The sequence below is a fragment of the Gaiella sp. genome (assembly GCF_035710885.1).
Classification (GTDB): Bacteria; Actinomycetota; Thermoleophilia; order Gaiellales; family Gaiellaceae; genus Gaiella.
Genome location: NZ_DASTCS010000051.1, coordinates 17,506 through 31,738 on the forward strand (window position 1 = coordinate 17,506; position 14,233 = coordinate 31,738).

Annotated in this window: 13 protein-coding genes; 4 read left to right on the plus strand and 9 right to left on the minus strand. The window is 71.6% G+C overall.

Translation table 11 applies throughout. The features are described from left to right. Positions 1-10: 10 nt before the first annotated feature. Both tal and rpiB read right to left on the minus strand, forming a co-directional pair. On the minus strand, positions 11-1,114 hold the full coding sequence (tal, locus tag VFO26_RS12435) for a transaldolase (protein ID WP_325115318.1): 1,104 nt from the start codon (positions 1,112-1,114) through the stop codon (positions 11-13). A 22-nt stretch (positions 1,115-1,136) separates the two neighbouring features. Then, complete coding sequence (rpiB, locus tag VFO26_RS12440) at positions 1,137-1,592, minus strand: ribose 5-phosphate isomerase B (RefSeq protein ID WP_325115319.1); 456 nt, start codon at positions 1,590-1,592, stop codon at positions 1,137-1,139. Positions 1,593-1,643: 51 nt separating this feature from the next. Here rpiB and VFO26_RS12445 point away from each other — a divergent pair, with 51 nt between their 5' ends. After that, positions 1,644-3,470 carry a transketolase gene (locus tag VFO26_RS12445; protein ID WP_325115320.1) on the plus strand — a complete coding sequence of 609 codons (1,827 nt, stop codon included), beginning with the start codon at positions 1,644-1,646 and terminating at the stop codon, positions 3,468-3,470. An 8-nt stretch (positions 3,471-3,478) separates the two neighbouring features. On the opposite strand, the gene VFO26_RS12450 is transcribed toward VFO26_RS12445, so the two are convergent. Continuing rightward, on the minus strand, positions 3,479-4,714 hold the full coding sequence (locus VFO26_RS12450; RefSeq protein ID WP_325115321.1) for an FAD/NAD(P)-binding oxidoreductase: 1,236 nt from the start codon (positions 4,712-4,714) through the stop codon (positions 3,479-3,481). A 79-nt stretch (positions 4,715-4,793) separates the two neighbouring features. On the opposite strand from VFO26_RS12450, the gene VFO26_RS12455 reads away from it, so the two are divergent. From VFO26_RS12455 to VFO26_RS12465, 3 genes are all read left to right on the plus strand, one after another. Continuing rightward, positions 4,794-6,737 carry an ABC-F family ATP-binding cassette domain-containing protein gene (locus VFO26_RS12455; RefSeq protein WP_325115323.1) on the plus strand — a complete coding sequence of 648 codons (1,944 nt, stop codon included), beginning with the start codon at positions 4,794-4,796 and terminating at the stop codon, positions 6,735-6,737. A gap of 70 nt (positions 6,738-6,807) precedes the next feature. Beyond that, positions 6,808-7,326, plus strand: a complete 519-nt coding sequence (locus VFO26_RS12460) for a sigma-70 family RNA polymerase sigma factor (protein ID WP_325115324.1) — start codon at positions 6,808-6,810, stop codon at positions 7,324-7,326. After that, complete coding sequence (locus tag VFO26_RS12465) at positions 7,323-8,354, plus strand: DUF4349 domain-containing protein (protein ID WP_325115325.1); 1,032 nt, start codon at positions 7,323-7,325, stop codon at positions 8,352-8,354. The genes VFO26_RS12460 and VFO26_RS12465 overlap by 4 nt, the downstream gene beginning before the upstream one ends. Positions 8,355-8,369: 15 nt before the next feature. On the opposite strand, the gene VFO26_RS12470 is transcribed toward VFO26_RS12465, so the two are convergent. The 6 genes from VFO26_RS12470 to VFO26_RS12495 form a co-directional block, all read right to left on the minus strand. Further along, positions 8,370-9,473, minus strand: a complete 1,104-nt coding sequence (locus VFO26_RS12470) for a Gfo/Idh/MocA family oxidoreductase (protein ID WP_325115326.1) — start codon at positions 9,471-9,473, stop codon at positions 8,370-8,372. Next, entirely contained in the window at positions 9,470-10,219 is a 750-nt protein-coding gene (locus VFO26_RS12475; RefSeq protein ID WP_325115327.1) for a sugar phosphate isomerase/epimerase, read from the minus strand. The genes VFO26_RS12470 and VFO26_RS12475 overlap by 4 nt, the downstream gene beginning before the upstream one ends. Then, a complete protein-coding gene (locus VFO26_RS12480) occupies positions 10,216-11,127 on the minus strand; it encodes an ATP-binding cassette domain-containing protein (RefSeq protein ID WP_325115328.1) in 912 nt (303 codons plus the stop codon). The genes VFO26_RS12475 and VFO26_RS12480 overlap by 4 nt, the downstream gene beginning before the upstream one ends. Then, positions 11,128-12,078, minus strand: a complete 951-nt coding sequence (locus VFO26_RS12485) for an ABC transporter ATP-binding protein (RefSeq protein WP_325115329.1) — start codon at positions 12,076-12,078, stop codon at positions 11,128-11,130. A 1-nt stretch (position 12,079) separates the two neighbouring features. Further along, on the minus strand, positions 12,080-13,030 hold the full coding sequence (locus VFO26_RS12490; protein WP_325115330.1) for an ABC transporter permease: 951 nt from the start codon (positions 13,028-13,030) through the stop codon (positions 12,080-12,082). 133 nt (positions 13,031-13,163) lie between these two features. Continuing rightward, positions 13,164-14,153: an ABC transporter permease gene (locus tag VFO26_RS12495; RefSeq protein ID WP_325115331.1), complete on the minus strand. Its 990-nt coding sequence runs from the start codon at positions 14,151-14,153 to the stop codon at positions 13,164-13,166. Between the last annotated feature and the right edge of the window lie 80 nt (positions 14,154-14,233).

Genomic DNA, 14,233 nt, shown 5'->3' on the forward strand with positions numbered 1-14,233 from the left:
ACGCGCGAGCTCAGCGGGCGCCGACGACGTCGAGCTTGGCCGTGATCCCCTTGCGCAGCACCTCGAACGAGTCGGAGAACTTCTGCACGCCCTCCTCCTCGAGCGTCCTCACCACGTCGTCGTAGTCGACGCCGGCCGCGGCGAGCTCGTCGAGCAGCGCGCGGGCGTCGTCCAGCCCCTCGGTGAGGGTGCTCGGTCGCACCACGCCGTGATCCTGGAACGCGCGCACCGTCTCGAGCGGCATCGTGTTGACGACCTGGGGGCCGATCAGCTCCTCGACGTAGAGCACGTCGCGGTATTCGGGGTTCTTCGTGGACGTCGACGCCCAGAGGCAGCGCTGATTGCGAGCACCCTTCGCCTCGAGCGGCTCCCATCGCTCGCCCGAGAAGGCCTTCCCCCAGTGCTCGTAGGCGAGCTTCGCGTTCGCGATCGCGAGCCTGCCCTTGAGGTCGGGGCGCCCGACCTCGTCGAGGCGGCGGTCGGCCTCGGTGTCGACGCGGGAGACGAAGAAGCTCGCCACGGAGATGACCGACCCCGGGTCCCCGCCGTCGGCGACGAGCCGCTCCAGCCCCCGTAGGTAGGCCTCGACCACCTCCGCGTACCGCTGGAGCGAGAAGATCAGCGTCACGTTGATCGACCGTCCCTCGGCGATGCAGTCCTCGATCGCGCCGAGGCCGGGCTGCGTGCCGGGGATCTTCACGTAGAGGTTCTTGCGGTCGACCTCCTCGTGGAAGCGCATCGCCTGGTCGTACGAGGCCTGGCGGTCGTACGCGAGGGTGGGATCGACCTCGAGCGAGACGTAGCCGTCGACCCCGCCCGTCCGCTCCCACACGGGCGCGAGCAGGTCGCACGCGTCGCGGATGTCCTCCTGGGCGAGCGTGAGGAACAGCTCGGTGGGATCCTGGACGTGCTTCGACGCCTCGCGCAGCCGGTCGTCGTACCACGTGCCCTCGGCCAGCGCCTTCTGGAAGATCGTCGGGTTGGAGGTCACGCCCACCACCGCGTCCTCCTCCATGAGCCGGGCGAGCTCGCCCGTCTCCAGCATCTCCCGGGAGAGCGTGTCCATCCAGACGCTGACCCCCTGGGCGCTCAGCTCGTGCAGTCTCGATCTCATCGTCGTCTCCTGTCGCTCGTGTTCAGCCCTCGACGAGCCTCTCGAGCTCCTCGACCTTCTCCAACCGTGCCAGATAGCGCCCCTCTGCCACGAACGCCGCGCCGAGAAACACCGCGACCAGCTCGCTCGCGAGCGACGGCCCCACCACCTCGGAGCCCAAGCAGAGGACGTTCATGTCGTCGTGCTCGACCCCCTGGTGGGCGGAGTAGGTGTCGTGGCAGATCGCAGCGCGGATCCCGGGGATCTTCGACGCGGCGATCGAGGCGCCGACGCCGGAGCCGCACACGAGCACGCCGCGCTCGGCCTGCCCGGATCGGATCGCCGTGCCGACCTCCCTCGCGAGGTCCGGGTAGTCGACGCGCACGTCGCTGCTCCAGACGCCGAGGTCGACGGCCTCCGCCCCCTCGGCCGCGAGCCCGGCGAGCACTGCCTCTCGGAGTCGCACGCCCCGGTGGTCGAACGCGACCGCCACCTTCATCGCTCGCTACGTTACGCAATCGAGAGTTGGGGAACACGACGAGGGAGCCTCATGGACGAGCGAGAGCTTTGGCGTGAGCTGGGTCAGCAGCTCCGGGTCGACGCGGTGCGCGCGAGCGCGAAAGCCGGCTCCGGTCATCCCACGTCCTCGATGTCCGCCGCCGACCTGGCGGCGGTCCTGCTCGCCGGCCATCTGCGATACGACTTCGACGCTCCCGACGACCCCGCGAACGACCGGCTGGTCTTCTCCAAGGGCCACGCCTCCCCGCTCGTCTACGGGCTCTTCCGGGCGGCCGGCGTGCTCTCGGAGGAGGAGTTCGGCACCTACCGCCGGTTCGGCTCGAGGCTCGAGGGCCACCCGACCCCGGTGCTGCCGTGGGTCGACGTCGCGACGGGCTCGCTCGGGCAGGGCCTCCCGATCGGCGTGGGGATGGCGCTCGGCGGCAAGCGCCTCAACCGCCTGCCCTTCCGGGTCTGGGTGATCTGCGGGGACAGCGAGATGGCCGAGGGATCGATGTGGGAGGCGGCCGAGCACGCCGCGTACTACGAGCTCGACAACCTCACCGCCGTGATCGACGTGAACCGGCTCGGGCAGCGCGGCGAGACGATGCACGGCTGGGATCTCTCCTCCTACACCAAGCGCCTCGAGGCCTTCGGCTGGCGCGCGATCGAGATCGACGGGCACGACGTCGAGGCGATCGACGCCGCCTACGGCGAGGCCGAGCGGACGAGCGGGCGCCCGACCGCGATCATCGCGCGGACGGTCAAGGGGAAGGGCTACTCGACGATCGAGAACGAGAACGGCTGGCACGGCAAGGCGATCGCAGAGGACGCGATCGCGGAGCTCGGCGGCGTGCGCAACCTCACGATCGACGTCCGCAAGCCGGAGCCCGGCCGGTCGCACCGGTTCGACGCCCCGGGCGGCGACTGGCCGGCCTACGAGCTCGGCACCGAGGTGTCGACCCGCAAGGCGTACGGCGAGGCCCTGGCCGCGCTCGGCAGGGAGCGCGGGGACGTGATCGCCCTCGACGGAGAGGTGTCGAACTCGACCTACGCCGAGATCTTCGCGAAGGCACACCCGGACCGATTCCTCGAGATGTACATCGCCGAGCAGCAGATGGTCGCGGCGGCCGTCGGGCTGCAGGTGCTCGGCTGGAAGCCGTTCTGCTCGACCTTCGCCGCGTTCATGAGCCGCGCGTACGACTTCGTCCGGATGGCGGCGGTCAGCCGAGCGACGCTCAGGCTCTGCGGCTCGCACGCAGGCGTCTCGATCGGTGAGGACGGCCCGTCGCAGATGGGCCTCGAGGACCTCGCCGAGTTCCGCGCGATCAACGGGTCGACCGTGCTCTACCCGTGCGACGGGAACCAGACGACCGCGCTGGTGCGAGCGATGGCGGACGTCGACGGGATCTCGTACCTGCGCACGACCCGCGCGGACACGCCGGTCGTCTACGCCCCGGACGAGAGCTTCCCGGTCGGAGGCTCCAAGACGGTTCGCGACGGGGACGACGTGGCCATCGTGTCCGCCGGGATCACGCTCCACGAGGCGCTGCAGGCCGCGGACACGCTGGCCGGTGAGGGGATCGCGGCGCGCGTGGTCGACTGCTACTCGGTGAAGCCGATCGACGGGGAGACGCTCGCGGGGCTCCGCATGCCGATCGTGACCGTCGAGGACCACTGGGCCGAGGGTGGGCTGGGCGAGGCGGTGCTCTCCGCGCTGGCCGAGCGCGGTGCGGACACCCGCGTCATGCGGCTCGCCGTGCGTGAGCTGCCTCACTCCGGCAAGCCCGCCGAGCTCCTCGCCGCGGCGGGGATCGACGCGGAGCACATCGCAGAGGCCGCCCGCGCACTCGTTCGCGAGGGCGCCGGCATCAGCTGAGGCGCCGCTCAGACCGCGACGGCTTCGGCCGGACGCAGGTTCTCGTCCAGGAGCCGGGTCGGATCGTCGACGACCGGCCTGCTGCGCAGCAGGACCTCGAGCTCCGCGGCCACGTCGGCGGACTCGCCGTGGACGACGGCTCCGACGAGCACGCCGTCCTCCGTGAGGTGGAAGCCGATCAGGCGACCGTCGGCGAGCGAGCCGCGCAGCACGCACTCGGACGCCGGCTCGACGTCGCCGAGCACCTGGAGCTTGCGCCCGAAGAGCTGCGTGAAGAAGACGGGCATGACGTCGTAGGCGTCGCGTGACCCGGCGAGCTGACGGCCGAGGTGCGTCCCCTGCGCGTCCGCGTTCGACCAGTGCTCGATCCGGCGCAGGCGCCCCGAGGTCGGGTCCGGGTAGCGGGCCACGTCGCCGATCGCGTACGTGTCCGGCAAGGACGTGAGGAACCGCTCGTCGACGACGATCCCGTCGTCGACCTTCGCGCCGGCCTGCTCCGCGAGCTCGACGTTGGGCACGACGCCCACTCCGGCGATCGCGAGATAGCCCTCGAGGGCCTGCCCGTCCGCCGTGCGCGCCCCGGTCAGCAGCCGGCCGTTGCCGGTCAGCTCCTCGACCTGTGTCCCGAGCAGCACGTTCACGCCCTCCGCCCGGTAGAGCTCGACGAGCTCCGCGGACAGCTCCGGGCAGCGGAGCTGCGGCATCAGCGTCTCTCCGACCTCTACCAGCGTCACGGCGAGGCCCCGCATCCGGAGCGACGCGGCGGTCTCCGACCCGATGAAGCTGCCGCCGATCACGATCGCAGAATGGGCTTCCTCCGCCTCGCCGCTGACGGCCTCGGCGTCCGCGAGCATCCGGTACGTGTGCACGCCGACCAGGTCGGCACCGGGCACGGGCAGCTGCCGGGGCCGGGCGCCGGTCGCGACGACCAGTGTTCCGTAGCCGAGCCGCTCGCCGCCCTCGAGCTCGACCTCGTGCTCGTCGGGATGGATCGCCTCCACGGTGGTCTCGAGGCGGAGCTCGACAACCGCGTCCTCGTAGGCCTCGAGCGGCTGGACGAACGTGGAGTCGCGATCCTGCTCGCGGCGGAGGAACCCCTTGGTGAGGGGCGGGCGGTGGTAGGGGGGATCGGCATCGGAGGAGAGGATCGTGACGTCGGCCTCACCACCGGCCTCGCGGTACTGGAAGGCGACCCTCGCGGCCGCGAGGCCGCCTCCCACGATCACGATCTGTTCCTCGGGCATTCGCATGGTCTACCCCGTTCGTGTCGGAATCACACCGGTCCGTACCCCGCAGCGGGCGCGCGATCGGCACCCTTCCGGGATGGCCGTGCTGATCGCGTCCGGGCTGCGCAAGGAATTCTCCGGAGACCCCCTCTTCGACGGGGTCTCGTTCAGGCTGCGGCGAGGCGACCGCCTCGCGCTGGCCGGGCCGAACGGCGCGGGCAAGACGACGCTGCTGCGGGCGCTCGTCGGTGAGACGTCCCTCCAGGCCGGCGAGCTCGCGTTCGCCAAGGACACGCGGGTCGCGCTGCACGACCAGCGGCCGCCGCGCGGGCAGGGGCTGAGCCTGCGCGAGTACGCCCTCTCGGGGGCCGGCGACCTCGTCGCGATCGAGGATGAGCTGCGGCGGCTCGAGCAGGCGATGGCCGGCGGCGACCACGAGGCCGCAACGCTGCGCCGCTACAGCGAGGCCCAGGCGCGGCTCGAGCACGCGGGCGGCTGGGCGTGGCGCGACCGGGCTGCCTCGATCGTACGCGGCCTCGGCTTCAACGAGGCCGACCTCGACAGGCCGCTCGACACCTTCTCCGGGGGAGAGCTGACACGCGCCTCGCTCGCCAGAGCGCTGTCGGCCGACCCCGACCTGCTCCTCCTCGACGAGCCGACGAACCACCTCGACGTCGAGAACCTCGAGTGGCTCGAGCGCGAGCTGACCTCGCTCGACGCCGCGGTGATCCTCGTCGCCCACGACCGCTGGTTCCTCGAGGCGGTGACCACGGCCGTGCTCGAGCTGGGCGGCTCGAAGTCGTTCTTCTTCGACGGGCCGTGGCACGCCTGGCGGCGGGAGAAGGCCGCCCGCGCCTCGGCCGCCGCGACGCAGCTCGACCGGGTCGCCGACGACATCGAGCGGCTGGAGCGGTTCGTCGCCCGGTTCCGCTACAAGCGGTCGAAGGCGAAGCAGGCGCAGGCGAAGCTCACGCAGATCGGTCGCCTGGAGCAGGAGCGGAAGACCGCCGCGCGGGAGCTCGAGGCGATGACGCGGAAGCGGCGCACGCTCGGCTTCGAGTTCCTCCGCCCCGCCCGTTCCGGCCGGATCGTGCTCGACGCGGAGGGGCTCGTCGTCTCCGCCGGGGACAAGCTGCTGCTCGACGGAGCCTCGCTCGTGCTCGAGCGCGGCGAGCACGTCGCGCTCGTCGGGCCGAACGGATCCGGCAAGACGACCCTCCTGGAGACGCTCCTCGGCCGGCGCGAGGCGGACGAGGGTCGCGTGAAGCTCGGCCACGGCGTCGTGCCGGCCTACTTCTCCCAGCACGAGGCGGAGCTGCCCGACCGCGGCTCGATCCTGGACGTGACCGCCTCGTCCACGGGCCTGCCCCGCCCGCAGGCACAGAACCTGCTCGGCCGCTTTCTCTTCTCGGGCTGGGAGACCCACGAGAAGTCCGTCACCGTGCTCTCCGGCGGGGAGCGCCGCCGGCTGGCGCTCGCGCTCGTCGTCGCCTCGGGCGCGAACCTGCTCGTGCTCGACGAGCCAACCAACCACCTCGACCTCGAGAGCCGGGAGGCGCTCGAGGCGGCGCTCGAGGCATTCCCGGGGACGGTCCTGCTCGTCTCGCACGACCGTGCCGTCCTCGACGCGGTTCCCGACCGGATCGTCTCGATCGACGGCCTGACGCTCCGCTCGACGGACGGCGGCTGGGCCGACCTCGTCCGCGAGCGGGAGTCGGCACCCGCACCGGCCCCCTCGCCGGCGCGTCGGCCGAAGGTCGCAAGGCCCCGGCCCGTGCGCGCGAAGCCGACGGAGCTCGAACGGGTCGAGAAGCGGATCGGCGAGCTCGAGAGCCACGTAGGCGAGCTCGAGACGCGTCTCGCGGAGAACTGGACTGACATGGACCTGCTCGCCTCCTACACCGCGGGCCGCGAGGAGCTCGACGGCCTCCTCGAGCGGTGGGAGGCCCTGTTCGCCGCCGCGCAGGCCGAGGCGGGCGGCGACGGCGGCGGAGAGGTCGCCGAAGGCGACGACCCCGTCGTCGCCGCTCCGACGGGCTGATCCCCGTCACGAGACCGCCCGTGCCGAACGAGGGTGTGACCCAGAGAGCCTTCGGTGGCGTAGAGAGGGCGTGCACGCCGTGACGCTCGAGCAGCCGCTCGTCACACGCCCGCCGCGCAGCCTCGCCGAGGCTGCGGAGGCGCACCTCGACGACGTGCTCGGCTACCTCCTCTACCTGACGCGCGACCGCGAGACGGCCGAGGATCTCACGAGCTCGACCTTCGAGAAGGCCGTGCGGCTGTGGGAGCGGTTCGACCCGCGGCGCGGCAGCGCGCGCACGTGGCTGCTCGGGATCGCCCGCACGACGGCGCTCGACTGGTTCCGCGCCGAGTCCCGCCGTCGAAAGCGCGAGGAGGCAGCGGCCCTGCCCGAGCGGATCGAGGAGCGCTTCGTCGAGGGCCTCTCGCCCGAGCTCGAGACGGCGCTCGCGACGCTGAGCGCGGGTGAGCGCGAGGTGATCGCGCTGCGGATCGTCCTCGAGCTCGACGGCGACGCGGCAGCCCGCGTGCTCGGCATCAGCCCGACCGCAGTCTCGACCCGGCTGAGCCGGGCACTGAAACGACTCGAGGAGAGGGTGAACGAGGGATGACCGTGAACGAGATCGTCGACCAGCTTCGCGCCGCGCGCCCTACCGCGAGCGACGCGCTCCGGCTGCAGGTGATGACGGTCGCGTCGGCGCCGCCGGCCGCGGCGCCGTCCTCCCGCGATCGGTTTCGGCTCCCGCGACGGCTGGCCCTCTTCGTCCCGGCCGCCGCAGCGGGGCTCGCGGTCGTCTCCGCCGTGGCGATCGGCATCTCGCGATCCGACACCACCGCCCGTGAGGCGGCGATCCCGCCCGCCACGGTGCAGCGATCGACCACGCCGTCGGGCGCCGAGGCATTCTCGGGCCCATCGGCCGACGCGTCGGCCACCGAGTCGCAGAAGGCCGCGCCGGGGCCGGTCACCGGCCGCGCACAGCGTTACAGCGCCAATCTGATCCTCGCCGTCGAGGACACGGACGCGCTCTCCGAGGCGACCCAGCGGGCGCTCGCGATCGCCCGCGACCTGGACGGGTACGTGGTCTCGGTCCAGTACGCGACCGGCGACGACGGGGCGGCGTCACTCACGCTGAGGGTCCCGTCGGCCCGCGCGGGCGACGCCGTCACCCGGCTCTCGGATCTCGGGACGATCGTGGGGCAGAGCGTCCAGATCCAGGACCTCCAGGAATCGCTGGACGGGCTCGACCGGGAGCTCGAGCGGCTGCGCGCGCAGATCGCGTCACTGAATGCGGCACTCGCCCGGGCAGAGAGCGGGCCGGAGCGTGCCCGCCTGCTCGAGCGGCGCGCGCAGGCGCAGGCGCAGCTCCGCGAGCTCCGAGCCAACCGCTCGGCCACCGCCGCAGAGGCCCGGACGGCGACCATCCAGCTCGAGCTGCGAACGGAGGAGACCGGCGCGGCAGCACCCGGGTCACGGCTCGACCGCGCGCTCGACAAGGCGCTGGCCGTGCTCGCCTGGGAGGCCGTGGCGGTGCTCGCGATCGCCGTCGCCCTGGCCCCGCTGGCGCTGGTCGCGGCTGCAGTCTGGGCGACCCGCCGGGCGCGCCGCAGGCAGGACGAGGACAGGCTCCTCTCCTCGTAGCGCGACCGACGGAAGCTACGCCGGCGGGCGCACCACGATCGCCTCCTCGACGGGCAGCGGCTCCGGCCGCGCGACGGTCGAGGCGACCGCGAGCGTCTCCCCCGCCTCCGCGGAACGGAGGATCGAGCGCGCCACGTCGATCACGTGCAGGGCGAGCCGACCGGATGCGCGAGGCTCGCGCCGGGCGGAGATCGCACCGACCAGGTCGTGGAGCCCGATACCGCGCGCCTCCCGCGCGCCCCTCGAGCGGTAGGGCACCTCGTGCCAGTCGCCGCGCCCGTGCCGCGCGCGCACCGGTTCCCCGAACGAGTTGGGGTCGGGCAGGGACAGCGTTCCCTCGGAGCCGAGCACGAGGAACGTCGACGAGTAGTGGTGGGGAGCCTCGAACGTGGCGATCAGCGTCGCCGTGACCCCGCCGTCGAGCTCCATCGCCGCGGTGGTGTGGGTGGGCGTCTCGGCCGGGAATCGCTCGCCCCTCCGCGGCCCGACCTCGATCGTGCGCTCATGGACGAGCGTCGAGGAGAGCCCGGCGACGCGTGCGACGGGCCCGAGCAGCGAGACGATCGCGGTGAGGTAGTACGGGCCCATGTCGAGCAGCGGGCCGGCGCCGTCGCGGAAGAAGATGTCCGGATCCGGGTGCCACGCCTCCTGCCCTCCGGCGAGCATCGTCGCCGACACGGCGAGCGGCCGGCCGATGGCGCCCCCGTCGACGAGCGCGCGCGCCTCCTGCAACGCCCCTCCGAGGAAGATGTCCGGCGCGCACGCGATGCGGAGGCCGCGCGCGTCGGCGAGCGCGAGGAGCGCCGTCGCATCGCCGACCGACATGGCGAGCGGCTTCTCCGAGTACACGTGCTTCCCGGCCTCGAGCGCTGCGCCGGTCACCGCCGCGTGCACGACGGGCGGCGTGAGGTTGAGCACGATGTCGATCTCGGCGCACCGTAGGAGCTCGTCCGTCGTCGTGGCCTCGAGCCCGTGCTCCCTCGCGAGCGCCTCGCTGCGTACCGAGTCCTGATCGGAGCAGGCGACGATCTCGAACCGGTCGAACGCGGCGGCGTTCTCGACGTACTCGTGGCTGATGACGCCGCAGCCGATCAGGCCCACGCGCGCGGGCGAGCTCACGATCCGGCCCCCACGAGCGACCGCAGCTGCGAGAGCGACGTCTCGACGGCCGCGAGCTCGTCGCCGTCCGCCTCGTCCTGCTCGACCACGAGCCATTCCACACCCGCGCGGGTCGCAGCTCCCGGGAGCGCGTGGTAGTCGACGCTGCCCGCGCCGAGCGGCACGTGGACCGGCCCACCGTTTCGGCGCATGTCCTTCACGTGGACGAGCGGAGCCCGGCCGGCCGTTGCCTCGAGCAAGGAGATCGGATCGAGGCCCGCGTACCAGGCCCAGCCCAGGTCGAGCTCGAGGAAGAGCCGGGTGTCCGCCTCCAGCAAACGATCGAGGAGGCTGCGCCCGTCGTCGAGCGGGCCGACCTCGGCGTCGTGGTTGTGGAAGCCGAGGCGGAGCCCCAGCGACTCGGCTCGCGCCGCGGCCGCTACGAGGCGTGCGGCGGCCGCGTCCGCGTCACCGGCGGTCCTGGGAGGCTCGATCCACGCGACGACCAGGCGGTCGGTGCCGAGCGCGTGGAGCTCCGAGGCGAGGGCCTCGAGATCGGTCTCGACCGCGTCGAGGCCCGCATGACGCCCGCACGCGACGAGCCCGTGGAGGTCGAGAAGCTCGCGCACCGCCGCGGCGGAATGGCCGTGGAGAGCGTGGAGCTCGACCCCCTCGAACCCGAGGTCGGCGACGCGGGCCACGGTACCCGGGAAGTCGGCCGCGGACGCCCTGCGGACGGTGTACAGCTGGAGGGCGATGCGGCTCACGAGGGACCCGCTTCCGGCTCCGGTGCCACGAAATGGCCGTCTCCGACGGCGAGGAGACCGTCGGCGCCCGGGTCTCCGGGCAGCGCCGGAGTGCCGTTCCCCGCGACCGAGGCGACGAGCTCCTCGTCACCCCACTTGCGGTGGAGCTGCGGGACCGAGGCCAGGAGGGCCCGTGTGTAGGAGTGCCTCGGGTCGCCCAACACCTTCTGGGTCGGCCCCACCTCGACGACGCGGCCGTGCCGGAGGATCAGCGTCCGGTCGCTGATGTAGTTGCCGAGCGACAGGTCGTGCGTGATGAACAGGATCCCGAGCCCGCGTTGCTTCAGGTCGGCGAGCACGTTGAGCACATCGATCCTGGTGGACGCGTCGAGCATGCTGATGACCTCGTCCGCGACCAGCAGCCTGATGTCGAGCAGGAGCGCTCGCGCGATCAGGAGCCGCTGGAGCTGGCCGCCGCTCAGCTGGTGGGGATAGCGGCCGAGGACCTCCCCGGGCGTCAGCCCCACCACCCCGAGGGCGCCGTGCAGCTTGTCGTGCCACTCGCCGGTGCCGATCCCGCGGAAGTACCCGTCGCGGATCATCGTGAAGACGCGGTCGACCTTGAAGACGGGGTTGTACGAGCTGAACGGATCCTGGAAGACCCCCTGCACCTCGCCGTAGTACGCCTTCGTCGATCCCCCGCGGAGCGTCGAGATGTCGCTGCCGTCGAACGTGATCACGCCGCTCGACACGCGCGCGAGGCGCAGGACCATCCGGCCGATGGTGCTCTTGCCGCTGCCGCTCTCGCCGATCAGCGACACGATCTCCCCGGCCCGCAGGTCGAAGCTGACGTCGTCGACGGCCCGGAGGCTCGTGCCTCCGAACGTCCCGACCTTGTACACCTTGGTGACGCGCTCGAGCCGGAGCACCTAGCTCGCCGCCCAGCAGGCCACGTGGCGGCCCGGCTCGATCTCCACGAACGGAGGCTGCTCGACGCACTTCTCGAAGGCGAGCGGGCAACGGTCGCGGAACCTGCAGCCCGTCGGGGGGTCGAGCAGCGACGGCGGGCGGCCGGGAATCCCGCTGAGTCGCTTCTCCTCGTGCCGCACCCCGACTTCCGGCAGCGACGAGATCAGAAGCTGCGTGTAGGGATGCTTCGGCCGGGAGATGATGTCGTCCGCCGGCGCCTTCTCCGCGAGCCTGCCGCCGTACATCACCAGGATCGTGTCCGCGGTCTGGTACAGGATCGCGAGGTCGTGCGTGATGAAGATGACGCTCTTCACGAAGTGCCGCTCGCGGAACTCCACGAGCATCTCCGCGACGGCCCGCTGGCTCGAGACGTCGAGCGCGGACGTGACCTCGTCGGCGATCAGGAGCGACGGGTTGAGGAGCGTCGAGAGCACCATCACCGTTCGCTGCTTCATCCCGCCCGAGAGCTCGATCGGGAACATCCCCAGCACCGCGGTCGAGAGACCGACGAGCTCCAGCCTCCGCTCGAGCTCCGGTCGCACCGCATCGAAGTCGATGCCCCGCGACTCGAGCAGCTCCTCGGCGATCTTCCCGACCTTCCGCGTGGGGTTGAGGGCGCTCATGGCGTACTGCGGGACGATCGAGACCTCCTTGAAGCGGAACTCGTTCATGCCGCGGTCGTCCGAGACCGGAAGGTCGCGGCCGTCGAGCGTCACGCTGCCCCCCAGATGGCGCATCCGGCTGTCGAGCCGGATCAGGCTCTTGCCGAGAGTCGACTTGCCGCAGCCCGACTCGCCGGCGAGGCCCATGATCTCGCCGTCGGCGATCTCGAAGCTGACGCCGTCGAGCGCCTGCACGTCTCCCCGGAGCGTGCGGTAGTAGACCTTCAGCTCGTCGACCCGGACGCTCACGTCACAGCTCCCGCAGACGCGGGTTGAAGATCTCGTCGAGCCCGACGTTCATCACGTACAGGCCCCCGACGACCGCCATGATCCCGACCCCGGGAGGGATGAACCACCACCAGGTCCCGAGCAGCAGCGCCCCCCACAGGACCGCGTTGTTCATCATCAGCCCGAGGGACATCGCGTTGGAGGGCCCGAGCCCGAGGAAGTCCAGCGTCGCGCCGATCAGGATCGCGCCGCCGAACAGCAGGATGAACATCAGCAGCAGGTAGGAGCTCATGTTCGGGGCGATCTCCCTGAGGATGATCTGACGGCTCGACCGGCCGCTCAGCCGGGCCATGTCGACGAAGTCCCTCGAGACGAGCGAGAAGGTCTGCGCGCGCACAGCCCGCGCGGCCCACGGCCACGAGGTGAACCCGATGAACAGCGCCTCTGCCACGAAGCCCCGGACGGTCAGGTACGCGGCGGCGATGATCAGCACGGCGAGCGTCGGGATCACGAGGACGACGTTGGTCAGCATGCTCAGGATCTCGTCGACGATCCCGCCGCGATAGCCGGCGGTGAACCCGACGACCATCGCGATCAGCGCCGCGAGCCCGCCGCCGAGCGCCCCGACCACGAACGTCGAGCGGAGCCCGTGCACGAACTGCGAGTAGACGTCCTGCCCCGACGCGGTCGTCCCGAGCCAGTGCTCGCGGGACGGGGCCTCGGCGGGCGGGCCCTCGAAGGCGAGCGGCGCATGGTCGGTGAGCAACGGCCCGACGAGCGCGATCAGGAGGCAGAGCAGGACGATCGAGAGCCCGAGCACGAGCTTTCCGTTGCGCAGGGCGAAGTACAGGAACTCGGAGCGCCGGACGCGCGGTGCTCCGGGCGCGGCTCCTGCCGGCGCCGGGACGATCGGCGCGACGACCGGGGCGGCGGCGTCGCCGCGCTCGTCGAGTGCCCGGGGCTGCGTGCTCATCGGGCGACCCCGGTTGCCCCGCGACCGAGGAGGGGCGTGCGGAACCGGGAGGTTCCCCACGCTCTCGGGACGAAGGGGGCGCGCGGCGGAAACACGGTTTCCCCCACGAGCGCGAGCCGAAGGCGAGCGTTGCTCATCGGTGCCCCTGCATGCCGGTGCGGGTGCGGGGGTCGACCAGCACGTACGCGCAGTCGACGATGAAGTTCGCGATCAGGACGCCGACGATGATGAACAGGAAGATCCCCTGGAGGAGGAAGTAGTCGCGGTTCTGGATGGCCGTCAGCGTCATCGTCCCGAGGCCCGGGTAGGTGAAGACGACCTCGATCACGAGCGCTCCTCCGATCACCGCGCCGAGCGCGAGCGCGAGCCCCGTGATCTGGGGCAGCATGGCGTTCCGGTAGGCGTACTTCCGCACGAGCCGCCTGGGGGCGCCGAGCGACTCGAGGTAGTGGGCGTAGTCCGACTCGAGCTCGTAGATGATCATGTTCCGCATCCCGATCGCCCAGCCGCCGAACGCGACCAGGAACAGGGCGGAGAACGGTAGGAACCAGTGGTAGAGGAAGCTCGCGGCGAACTCGAGCGTCCAGGCCGGCTGGAGCGAGTAGTCGTATGCGCCCGAGATGGGGAAGATGCCCCAGACCGAGCCGAAGAGGTAGGCGAGCACGATCCCGAGCCACATCTGCGGGGTGGCCGTGAGCACGTAGCCGACCGGCAGCACGGTGTCGTCGAGCGACTTGCGGCGCGCGGCGAGGGCTCCCACCTTGTTGCCCGCCCAGAAGCTCAGGACGATCGCGGGCACGAGCAGCGCGAGCGTGTACGGGACGGCGTGGAGGATGAGGCTCGACACGGGCTCGGGGAACTGCCAGATGCTGCGGCCGAGGTCGCCCTGGAAGAGCGCGACCCAGAAGTTCAGGTACTGCTTCCAGAGCGGGACGTCGAGGCCGAACGCCTCCGTGTAGTAGCCCTCGAGCGCTTCCGCCGCCTCCGGCTGCGCCTGCATCCTCGAGATCAGCCCCTGGACGGGGTCGCCGGGCATGAACCGCGGGATCGCCCAGTCGATCGAGACGGCGACGAAGAAGGTGACGACGTACGTCAGAAGCTTTCTCGCGAAGTACCGGCGCACGCGTTCTCCCGTTCGTGTCGGTCACGCGTCCCCGCTCCGGAGGGTGGGAAGCGGGGACGCGCGATCGACGGTTGGGCGTC

What these genes read in the sequence shown, in the direction of transcription:
- VFO26_RS12450 (WP_325115321.1), bottom strand. Translation starts at nt 4,714, where the DNA reads ATGCCCGAGGAACAGATCGTGATCGTGGGAGGCGGCCTCGCGGCCGCG.
- rpiB (WP_325115319.1), bottom strand. Translation starts at nt 1,592, where the DNA reads ATGAAGGTGGCGGTCGCGTTCGACCACCGGGGCGTGCGACTCCGAGAG.
- tal (WP_325115318.1), bottom strand. Translation starts at nt 1,114, where the DNA reads ATGAGATCGAGACTGCACGAGCTGAGCGCCCAGGGGGTCAGCGTCTGG.
- VFO26_RS12465 (WP_325115325.1), top strand. Translation starts at nt 7,323, where the DNA reads ATGACCGTGAACGAGATCGTCGACCAGCTTCGCGCCGCGCGCCCTACC.
- VFO26_RS12455 (WP_325115323.1), top strand. Translation starts at nt 4,794, where the DNA reads ATGGCCGTGCTGATCGCGTCCGGGCTGCGCAAGGAATTCTCCGGAGAC.
- VFO26_RS12490 (WP_325115330.1), bottom strand. Translation starts at nt 13,030, where the DNA reads ATGAGCACGCAGCCCCGGGCACTCGACGAGCGCGGCGACGCCGCCGCC.
- VFO26_RS12445 (WP_325115320.1), top strand. Translation starts at nt 1,644, where the DNA reads ATGGACGAGCGAGAGCTTTGGCGTGAGCTGGGTCAGCAGCTCCGGGTC.